General features: G+C 60.6%; 6 protein-coding genes. 2 read left to right on the top strand and 4 right to left on the bottom strand.

Annotated features, from left to right (window positions below):
• Positions 1-467 precede the first annotated feature (467 nt).
• Positions 468-1,223, top strand: a complete 756-nt coding sequence (locus CRD60_RS08155; protein WP_113860781.1) for a Sir2 family NAD-dependent protein deacetylase — start codon at positions 468-470, stop codon at positions 1,221-1,223.
• 286 nt (positions 1,224-1,509) lie between these two features.
• Here the strand turns inward: CRD60_RS08155 and CRD60_RS08150 are convergent, their stop codons facing one another.
• The 4 genes from CRD60_RS08150 to CRD60_RS08135 all read right to left on the bottom strand — a co-directional run bounded on the left by CRD60_RS08150 (position 1,510) and on the right by CRD60_RS08135 (position 7,390).
• Positions 1,510-3,129 carry an RCC1 domain-containing protein gene (locus tag CRD60_RS08150; RefSeq protein ID WP_161522224.1) on the bottom strand — a complete coding sequence of 540 codons (1,620 nt, stop codon included), beginning with the start codon at positions 3,127-3,129 and terminating at the stop codon, positions 1,510-1,512.
• Between the two features lie 305 nt (positions 3,130-3,434).
• Entirely contained in the window at positions 3,435-4,700 is a 1,266-nt protein-coding gene (ilvA, locus tag CRD60_RS08145; protein WP_113860778.1) for a threonine ammonia-lyase, read from the bottom strand.
• A 327-nt stretch (positions 4,701-5,027) separates the two neighbouring features.
• A complete protein-coding gene (locus tag CRD60_RS08140; RefSeq protein WP_113860777.1) occupies positions 5,028-6,032 on the bottom strand; it encodes a lipid II:glycine glycyltransferase FemX in 1,005 nt (334 codons plus the stop codon).
• Positions 6,033-6,409: 377 nt separating this feature from the next.
• Positions 6,410-7,390, bottom strand: coding sequence for a ketopantoate reductase family protein (locus tag CRD60_RS08135; protein WP_113860780.1), 981 nt, complete (start codon positions 7,388-7,390; stop codon positions 6,410-6,412).
• A gap of 966 nt (positions 7,391-8,356) precedes the next feature.
• Here CRD60_RS08135 and CRD60_RS08130 point away from each other — a divergent pair.
• Positions 8,357-10,616: InlB B-repeat-containing protein (locus tag CRD60_RS08130; RefSeq protein ID WP_130473086.1), on the top strand; the 2,260-nt coding region annotated here is incomplete at its 3' end.

Genomic DNA, 10,616 nt, shown 5'->3' with positions numbered 1-10,616 from the left:
CAACTAAGACCACCCACACCCAAAGGCACGGGCCGACACCGGACTGGCAATCATTGACTATAAAAAGTATTTAGTAGTACAAATACACTATTGAGTTCTCAAACCACCACCACACCAACACACTTCATCAATCCGTAAGGAGTGGAAGCCGTGCTGAGCAGCAATTGATAAACTTACACGAACAGCCTCCTTCACGCAAATCGTGAGGCGCACTCAAAGGAGGAAACCGCTGAATTGCAGGCTTCCTTCGGCGTGTCAGACCATCTCGTTCGTCTGTACTTGCAGTCTAGCTCTCATCTTTTAATTTGTCATCCACCGCGAGAAATCCTCGAATTCCAGCATTATTGCTCATAACCGCATCCACATGCTGGACTTATGGCCGGGGAAGCCATAGCAAGCGTGGAAGCGGGCCATGAACTGGAAGACGCTTGCTCCCAAGAATCGCAGTATGTGCTATGCCTGAAGGCATGAGTACGAAGATAGCGGCGTTGACGGGTGCGGGAATTTCCACTTCGGCGGGAATCCCCGACTTCAGGGGGCCCAATGGGGTCTGGACCAAGCACCCTGATCAGATGAGTGTCTATGACATTGATGCCTTCCTTGGCGATAAGGAGCAGCGCGAGTACTCCTGGAGATGGCAGAAGGAGTCGCCGGTCTGGGGCGCGCAGCCGGGGGTGGCGCACAAGGCCCTGGCCCGTCTGGAAAAGGCCGGTCTGCTGAGCCTGCTGGCGACGCAAAACTTCGACGCCCTGCACGAGAAGGCGGGCAACAGTGACAAGGTCATCGTCAACCTGCACGGCACCATCGGAACCTCCCACTGTCTGAAGTGCCACGCGGCCTATAGGACCGCCGACATCATGGACCGGCTGGACGAAGAGCCCGATCCCCACTGCCACCGCCGCATGCCCTACCAGGGGAACATGCCCTGCAATGGCCTGATCAAGACCGACGTGGTCTACTTCGGCGAATCGCTACCGGACGGTGCCATGGAGACCAGCATGGCCAAGGCCGTCAAGGCCGACGAGTTCTGGGTCATCGGCTCGACCTTGGAGGTCTTCCCGGCCGCCTCCCTGGTGCCGATCGCAGCCCAAGCCGGTGTGCCCATCACCATCATGAACATGGAGGCCACCCAATACGACCGCCTGGCCAAGCGCATCATCAGGGACCCCATCCAGGAGGCCCTGCCCAAGCTGGTCGACGAGACCATCGTCCACAACCGCTGAGAAACTGCCTTCCACGTAAAGAGTCAGGAGCAAGGAAACCGCCGGGGTCGACATCCTCCATTTGTGTGAAACCAACATGGGCGAGGGGTCAGACTCAGTCTGCTCACGGATAGCCGCCAACGGTTCCGTGAAACCGATATGTGCGATGGACGGACCGCTCACCCATATGGTGTCCGTTCCCACTGCTGCTATAGCGGACCAAAGGCCCTCGGCCAACACCAGGACCGGGACCAGTGACCGCTGTCCATATGCTTACAGCGGGCCATACCGGCCACCGGGGATCAGATCAGGGCTGGGGGCGGGAAATGCGCGAACGGCACCAGCGTATAGCTTTCAGGAGCAGCAAGAGCAGGCCTACAGTTAGCGCAACGGCCAAGAACAGCAAGGGGGCAAAGTCATTGTTCTCACTGGGGTCTTCTATGTGATAGCTAAAGGTAAAGCGCTTGGTTTTTTGCGGCTGACCCTTGTACTCCCAATCCACATCGACCGGTAGGGCTCCTCCCTCGGGGTCGGGCATCAGGCTACTGCCGGCACGCATTTTAGGAGTGGTCACCAGCCAGACTCCGCTGTCCTGATCGAGGTGCAGGTCGGTTCCCAGGCGGCCGTCGAATCGGACCGAGGTAATCTTGACCGATGCGGCGTCCATGGGCCTGGATTCATCCTCATCCTCACTATCACCGCCAGACGGTGGAAGGGGGATTGGCGTGGGAACCAGGACATTGTCGCCAGAACCGTCTCCCAGTTGGTGGCCATCGTTGCTGCCCCAACCGTAGAGCTTGCCCTCCGCGGTCAGCGCCAAGGAATGGTTCTCCCCCGCGCTTACGGATGTGAAGCGAGCGCCGGCGGGAACGGCCACCGCCTGCAGGCCGGTCTTCCATTTGGAGTCCGAATCGGCCTTGCCTGTGCCGAGTCGCCCGTCGGGATTGTCTCCCCACCCGTAGAGGCCGCCATCGCTGGCCATGGCCAGCAGGTGATCGTCCCCCACGCTCAGAGCGGTGAAGCGGGCCCCGGCGGGCGCCTCCAGCCGGGTATAGCCGGTCTCGACGGATGGGCTGGAGCCAGACAGCCATTGGCCCTTGCCGATCTTCCAGATGTAAAGCCCGCCATCCTCTCCGAGGGCGGCCAGAAAACCGGAACCGGCACCGATGCTGACAAATCTGACTTGGGGGGTGACCTTCAACTCAACAGGGGTGTTGCGATGGGGATGGGAACCATACCCGTATTCGTCGGATTCGACCGGAGCGCCCCAGAGATAGATGCTTCCCTCCGCCGACAGGGCCAGGGAGTATCCATCCCTGGTGCTGATGTCAACAAAGCGAAGGCCGTCAGGGGTCTTGACCCTAACCAGATGAATCTTTTCCCGCGCCGCGCCTTCCCATGCGACCGCACCGGTGGTGCTGTCCCAGACGTAGACGGAACCGTCAGCAGCCAGGACCAGGGCATGGTTGAGCCCCGAGACCACCTTGCTGGCAGGCTCGCCGGCGGGAAGGTCCACCTTTTGAGGTCTGGATTCTGCCAGCCAACTCCTGGGTCCTGAATGAGAGTAAATGTGCCCCCACATGTAGACCGCACCCTCGGCGGTCAAGGCCACGGTCTGGGTGAAACCTGCTGACACTGACAAGAAATGGACACCCTGGGGAGTCGCCAGACGGGAGGGTCCCGGATATTCGACCGCCGTACCTACGCCCAGATCAATGCCGTCATACCCCCAGGCATAGGTCTGACCGTTGGAGGCGGTGGCGAAGGAGGAGCGGTATCCGGCGCTGAGGGCGGTGAAGGCAAGGCCCTCCGGCATGGTTTCAGGTAGCGGTTGGGTGAGTGCTATCTCCTGTCCCGCATGCAGGGAACCGTTGTTGGGAGAAAGGCAGAAGATGATCGGTTGCTTCGCCGCCGCGTGCGCGGGCACGGGCGCAACCATGGTGGAGCACAGCATCAGGGCGAGCAGGACACAGGGGACACCAAGGCGCAAGGCCCTGGGAAGCCTGCGGTCTCGTTGGGACATGCCCCGCCCGCACAAACCATTCCACACCATGTGGCCTCGCTCTACCTGTTCATGGCCGGTGGGGCCAGGGCTGGTTTCCAGCATTCCCAATCAGTCTCCTCAGCCTTACTGCTAGTGCAGCAGCAGCGGGAAAGCAGTCGGATGAATCAGGAAGACCCCGAAAGATCGACGCTCTGTTTCACCCTCAGATGCGGCTGCGGCCCCCCATGTCAGTATATCTGATGGACCTGCAACCCTTGTGAACGTAGGCCTTCGAGGATCTGGGCGATGTGCTCGGGGCCGTTGGCCTCGACGGTGACCTCCAGGAGGACACCGTTGCGGTAGTGGCCCGAAGCCTTGAACTGGTCATGGTTGAGCTCGATGACATTGGCCCGCAGATCAGCCAGGATGGTGGCGACCTTGACCAGCTGGCCCGGCACGTCCGGCAGCTCCACGCCGAACTGCATGATACGGCCACGGGAGATCATGCCCCGCTGAATCACGGCGCCGATGGTGACCGAATCAATGTTGCCGCCAGAGACAATGGGCACGACCACATGCTCACCAGCAAAGGCCGCAAAGGACTGCGACTGGTCACGCAGCTGACCCAAGGCCGCCAGGGAGACCGCTCCGGCCGCCTCAACCACCAGCTTGTGCTTCTCCAGCATGAAGAGAATCGTCTGCGATATGTCGGATTCACTGACCTCCACCAAGTCATCCAGGTAGGTGGCAAGCAGGGCGAAAGTCAGGTCGCCAGGCCGCTTGACAGCCACGCCCTCAGCTGCCGTGTTGACCGACTCCGCAGGGACCACATGCCCGGCAGCCAAGGACTGCCGCCAGGCAGTCGACTCTTCGGGAATCGCGCCAATGACCCGGACATCGGGCCGAAAAGTCTTGATGGCCAGTGCCACGCCGGCACCCAGGCCACCGCCGCCCAGGGGCACGACCACATCGGTGACATCAGGCCTGTCCGCCAGAATCTCCATGGCTATGGTGCCTTGGCCGCACAGGACCTGGTAGTCGTCGAAGGGGTGGACGAAGGTCAGCCCCTGGTCCTGGGCCAGCTGGCCGGCATAGGCCGAGGCGTCATCGAAGGTCTCGCCATGCAGGACGACCTGGGCCCCATAGGCCTTGGTGGCATCAACCTTCAGTGGTGGCGTGATCTGGGGCATGACGATGGTGGCCTTGGCCCCGCGCTCCCTGGCGGCGTAGGCCACACCCTGGGCATGGTTGCCGGCCGAGGCGGTGATGAGGCCCCGGTCCAGGGCCTCCTGGGGCAGGGAGGCGATCTTGTTGTAGGCGCCCCGCAGCTTGAAGGAGCCGGTGTCTTGTAGATTCTCCAGCTTCATGGCCACCTGGAAGCCATTGCGGGCACTGAGTTCAGGTGACTTTCTCAGCGGCGTATGCTGTACGGTTCCAGCCAGACGCTCGACGGCGGCCTGCAGGTCAGCGGCATGGTCAGCCGCCAGATAGGTTTCTACTGCTTCCTTATTCATCAGGCCATTATTCCCCGTTTCCCTCAGCAACGCAGCAGCAGGCACCAATATGTGGACGGTCCCACTCACATGAGCCAACCGCGCCGCAGCAGGCAAGCGGCATCGCTGACGGACTGCCCTTGGGCCAGCATGAGTAACCGATACACCAGCTCCCTCGATTCGATCCCCCCGCTTCGATTGCAAAACTCGATGCCGGGTGGGACCTGTTGGCCGGGGGTACGGTAGGGGCGTGGGGCCGGGATGATTTCCGGCCCCACGCCCCTACCACCTCGCCTTACCTTGCTGCCAACCAGCTAACCAGCCAGGCGACCATCGAACTCGCCGAGGCTATTTGTTCAGGAACCGCTGGTAGCCTGGCTCATCAAGCACATAGTCAATCTCGCCGATGTACTCCACCCAATGGTTGTCGGAGAAGCCACGCTTGAACTTAAAGAGGCCATCGCTGTCGTCAAAACCGAAGATTCCGCCAAAGTCGTAACGCTTCCTACCGGTGGTCAGCGCGTGGCGGATCATTTCCCATTGCAGCAGGTAGGGAGCCATGTAATTGCGCTTGGCATTGGCGCTCCCGCCGTACATGTACCAGGATTTATCGCCATACTCGAAGTTCACGGCCCCGGCAATGATCTCATCGTCAACGCTGGCCAGGTACACACCCAGCTCGTCCTCACCAAAGGTGTCGGCCATACGGTCGAAATAGTCCCTGGCACGGTAGGATATGCCATGCCGTTGGCTCATGACCTCGTAGGTCTCGTAGAAACGATCAATATAGTCCCGGCCGCTCCCCCGCTGAACGGTGACGCCCTTGCGGGCAGCCAGACGAACGTTGTAACGGGTTTTGGACCTGAAGGACATCAACAAGTCGTCCTCATGCTTGCCGTCCAAGTCAAGCACCACATTGAATCTTGGCTGGATGGTCGCGTGGGCCTGGGCCTCTGGAAGATTGCGGTTCCTGGTACGGTAGCCATGGGCCTCAAGCTCCGAGTTGAGCTCATCGCTGTAGGCCACCTCCGGATCGACCCGCAGCAGGAAGCAACCTTCATCCCGTAGGGTGGGAAGGGCCTCGGCAACGAGGGCATCCAAGGTATCGACGTTGAAATCAGCCCCTACAGGCCCCTTTGATGCGTATGCGAAACCATCAATGACCAACAAGGACATAGCTGCCCGGGCTCGCGGAAGGGGGAAGCCATCCTCCTCGATATACACGTAAAAGGCCTTCCAGTTCGACTTCACCCTGCCCCAACCCACCGACTGGGTCACGGAGGTGAAGGGCGCTGTACTGACATACTCCTCATACTGCTCTATCCGTGTGTCGTCCGCTTGTATAACCGGCACGCTTACAGCTCCTCCTTAGGCACGAAAACTGACGGCATCACCGCCAGCACCCCATATTAACAGTGAGCCCGATACCTGCGGTTGATGCCGAGACCGCAGGGAATCATCATCCCATGGCCAACCCCACACGAAGGAACAGACCAGGCAAAAGGAACAGACCATGCCATAAGCCTTGTTGCCAGGGCTGGAATCACGGGTATGGACGAAGGAGTCAGTCAGGGCCGCCTCTTCCCACCCACCGCCCTGACCCTGGCCAGTCGCGGATCAGCAAGCCCCTTGGGCAGGCCCGGTGAGTGGATGGCAGACTGAGCCACAGGTGGTTATGGCCGCCATGGGTGCCCCTTGGACCTGGGCGGCCCGCGCTGAGGCTCCGGCAGCTAGGCCTTGGCTGCTTCCTGCTGGTGGATCTGGAAGGCGAGCTCGGCCAGGTGGACGCCGTGGGTCAAGAACTCGTGGGTACGGCAGGGGTAGTCGTGCTCACGGCCGACCTTGGCGATGTAGCCGTTGATGTAGTCGACCTCCGTCTTGCGGCCCTTTGACATATCCTGGTACATGGAGGGGTAGTGCAGGGGGTTGGATACCCGGCTGACGAAGTCTACCTCCTTGATGGCCTCCTGGCGGGTCTGGATCAGCTGGAAGCCGGCGCGCTCCAAGGCGTCGTAGGCCTCGTTGATCAGCTGAGTGGCCATGTCCATGGCGCCCGGGTAGGAGACGAACTGGCCCATGGTGATCTGGTACATGGTGCACAGGGTGTTGACCACCGAGTTGAAGATGATCTTGGCCAGGCAGGTGCCCTGGAAGTTTTGGGTGATGATGGGGTTGAGATTGGCGGCCTTGAAGTCGGCTGCCATGGCCTGCTCGACCTCGGTGACCTCCTCGGTCATAGCGCACATATGCATGGAGCCGGCGCCAGGCTTGCCGATGAAGTCAACGTCTCCGGGGCCGTTGAGGACCGTGGCGATCATGGCTGTGCCGCCGTAGATGCGGTCCTTGGGGAAGTACTGCTGGATCTTCTCGAAGTGGCCCCAGCCGTTCATGGCGGAGAAGGCCACCTGGTGGTCCTTGAACAAGGGCTCGCACCGCTTGAGGGCGTCCTCCAGCTGCATTTGCTTGAGGAAGATGATCCATACGTCCGGGTCGCCCTGGTAGTCCTCGGGGGTGGAGATGCTGATGGGGACCAGGTGGCGGCCCTCATGGTCACGGGAGACATAGACACCGCCCTGCTGGCGGACCTTCTCAATGTTCGGCGCCCATGTGTCTATGAAATCAACGCTTTTGGCGGCGTTCTCCTGCAGCAGCACCCCGTACCGATAGCCCATTGCTCCAGCACCTATGACTGCATACTTCATCATGACCATCTCCTCTGATTCCCAGCCGGTCGGACCGTGTTGCATGGCCCGATGCCCGCTGTCACTTCCGCATTCCGAGCTGCCGTCGGCCATACGACTGACGGCATATTGTGAAGTATCGCCTAGCCGAAATGAAGTCAGGCCAGCGGGTCCGAATGGTGGACACAAGATGGACATCAGTCGGGAGGTGCACCCCTCCCCCCGACACAGGTGTGTGGACGTACCAACGGAAGTCGCTTTTTACATACCCAAGTCCCTTGCTCTTGCTGGTCGAGGAAGCCTATCAGCTATCTTTCAATTCAGCATGCTATAGTGCGCTTTAGCACTTCATGCGCCTCAAACCTGGAATCCGTGGGGAGATTCAACACAACAGGTCAATATGGCGGGCATCAGTCTCACCAGATAATAGGTACATGAACATTACGAGAACCACTATAAAGGTATAAGGATTCGGATACTAATGTTGAATATTGTTGTGCGTGCCATTGTCGCGGGTTTGCTCACCTTGGGCATCGCCGCGCCCAATGGAGCAAATATCACCCCCCCCCCCCCCTAGAGGAAACTAACCCTTCAAGCAGCGCACACCAAGGCGCCAACGGCGGGTCAGGCGGCACCCTCAGACGACTCCCCTCAACGACGAGCAGGACCAGGACGGGCCAGCAGACCACAGACTCAACAGCAAACAGGACCAAGGGCAACCCAGGCACACGGACCACCCACAATAGGCCGGCAGCCACCAATCAGACCGGTACCAGCCATCGGACAAGTCCCATAGCCGATACTCCATCCCCCATCGGAGGTAATGCCCGGCAGCTCACCGGCGACAACCCACAAGACGCCCCAGGCCTTGCCGATCCGTCCAATACAGGCAAAACCAATGGAACACCGGCCAACGGCACTGAACAAACTCAGGGCAAGGCAAAACCCTCACCCAGTCTGGCCGACTCTGCCAGCCCCCTGCCCGGGTCCAGGAGCATGCCCGTCTGGCAGTCCACACCGGACAAGCCATGGCTCATGCGAGGGGGCCTGCAGCCCCGCTCCGGGTGCACCATCGACTCCAGCCCTGTAAGCGACTGCTTCCCCGACCCAAACCTGGCCTTGGCCATGGCCCAGGCCTTGCACGGCAACACCAACCTGGCCCAGACCCTGACCACCGCCGACACCAACCGCACCGTACCACTGAGACTGAGCAACAAAGGCATCGGCAACGTTGAAGGCCTCCGATACTTCACCAAAGTCACCGAACTCTACCTCGACCACAACCACATCACCGACATATCACCACTCCTGCGCCTGCAAAATAACGACACTTTAGCCCTGACCAAACTGGACCTGGGCAGCAACCAACTGGACAATAACGGTCTCGACGATATCGAGTGGTTATTCAGGCTCCCAAAACTGCAATACGTATGGCTCGACAACAACCACATCACCGACCTGGGATGCATAAACAGTCTTGACCAAAGCACCGGCCGAGTCCTGCGTTCTCTGAAGTATCTGGATGCCTCCGGACAGACCGTCACCCTGCCAGACCTCGAAACGGATTTTAACCAATCATTCACCATGGGACCGGCCAGCTTAAGGACATTAGGTGGTGCTAGAATATATGCTCTTCCCAGCAGCGGAACTTCCCCCAACACCATCAACGGCGGCATTGCACGCGGAACCATACCCCCCGCACCGTCACCAACAACAAACGCAGGTTACACCCGCAACCAACGGGGCGACTATCACGTCTGGGCCACCGATGGTGCTGTCGGTTTTGATCATTCGGTTCCTGATCCTGGCACCATGTGGTGGCCCAGACGAGGTCCCGGTATTTACACCTTCGGATTCCGTGCGCAAGGAAATACTGTCGCGACCTTCGGCGGAGGAGCGGACTCATTGATTTTCTCAGGAACTATCACTCAAAAAGTGACCTACAACAAGAACGGGTGCAACGTGGACGCCAGCAGCATCAGGGACTGTTTTCACAACAGTGATGGCGACACCCTGGCCTACGCCGTGGCCAAGGCCCTGGGCCGCCCCGTTGACTCCCCCCTCACCCTCCAGGACCTGACCCGCACCAGCCTGGACCTCTCCTCCAGCCATATCAAGGACCTCACCCACATCGATCTTTTCTGGTGCCTGCAGAACCTCAATCTCCGGGACAATCAGATCAGCGACATCAGCCCGCTAAGCGTCTTTAGCGACGCCCTCACCAGTCTGGATCTGGGCAGCAACCAGCTGTACAACAACAGCCTCACACCACTGGTGAACAACATCGACGATAAACCCTTCTGGCACTTGCAGTCCCTGTGGCTGGACCACAACCACCTCACCGACCTGACCCCCCTGGGCGACATGGGGTACGGCGGTGCCGGCGCCAAGCTGCTGTCCCTGCGCCACCTGGACGCCTCGGGCCAGTCGGTCACCATGCCCGACCTACCCGTCGACCTGACCCAGCCCGTGACCCTGGGACCCGCCAAAATCCAAGTCAGCTCGTACACCTTGTTCGCGCAGCCCAGCAGCGGCAGCGGAACCACCACCATCCTCAACACCACCTCAGGCGGATACGTCCCTGCGCGTGAGGCGGCCGCGCCCCCCGCACCCAGCCCCACCACCGACGCCCGCTGGCACGACGGCACCAGCGGAGGCGCCACCACCTGGGGCAAGGACGGCAGCTACTGGGTGTTCGGCACCCCCGCAGCCGATGACGGGACCATGACCTGGCCCAGACGAGGAGCCGGCACCTACACCTACGGCTTCCGCATGCAGGGCCCCAACAACTGCCCCAACAACTCCACCACCAGCAACGGGCCCTACGGCAACTACGCCTGCGGCGGCTCCACCCCCGCCGGCGGCGCCGGCTCCATGGTCCTCTCCGGCACCATCACCCAGCGGGTGTATAGGTATGATGTGACGTTCGACCCGCAGAACGGGTCAAGCCCCTGGACCGAACACGTCTACGGCGACTACGCGACCAGACCCGTGAACAACCCCATCCTGGACCACCACACGTTCGACGACTGGTGGACCACACCGCGTTCCGGCGGCACCAAATGGGACTTCACCAACACCAAGCTCACCACCAGCATCACCCTGTACGCACGATGGGTGCCCATCAGACACACCGTGACCATCGACCAGAACGGCGGCCACGGCGCACCCACCAGCCTGACCGTGAACGAGGGACAACCCATCGGCACGCTGACCACCAGCAAGGAGGGCCACCACCTGACCGGATGGACCGACA

The organism is Bifidobacterium aemilianum, from assembly GCF_003315635.1.
Taxonomy (GTDB): Bacteria; Actinomycetota; Actinomycetes; order Actinomycetales; family Bifidobacteriaceae; genus Bifidobacterium; species Bifidobacterium aemilianum.
This window is presented reverse-complemented; position numbering and strand designations above follow the sequence as displayed.

What these genes read in the sequence shown, in the direction of transcription:
- CRD60_RS08135 (WP_113860780.1), bottom strand. Translation starts at nt 7,390, where the DNA reads ATGGTCATGATGAAGTATGCAGTCATAGGTGCTGGAGCAATGGGCTAT.
- ilvA (WP_113860778.1), bottom strand. Translation starts at nt 4,700, where the DNA reads ATGAATAAGGAAGCAGTAGAAACCTATCTGGCGGCTGACCATGCCGCT.
- CRD60_RS08155 (WP_113860781.1), top strand. Translation starts at nt 468, where the DNA reads ATGAGTACGAAGATAGCGGCGTTGACGGGTGCGGGAATTTCCACTTCG.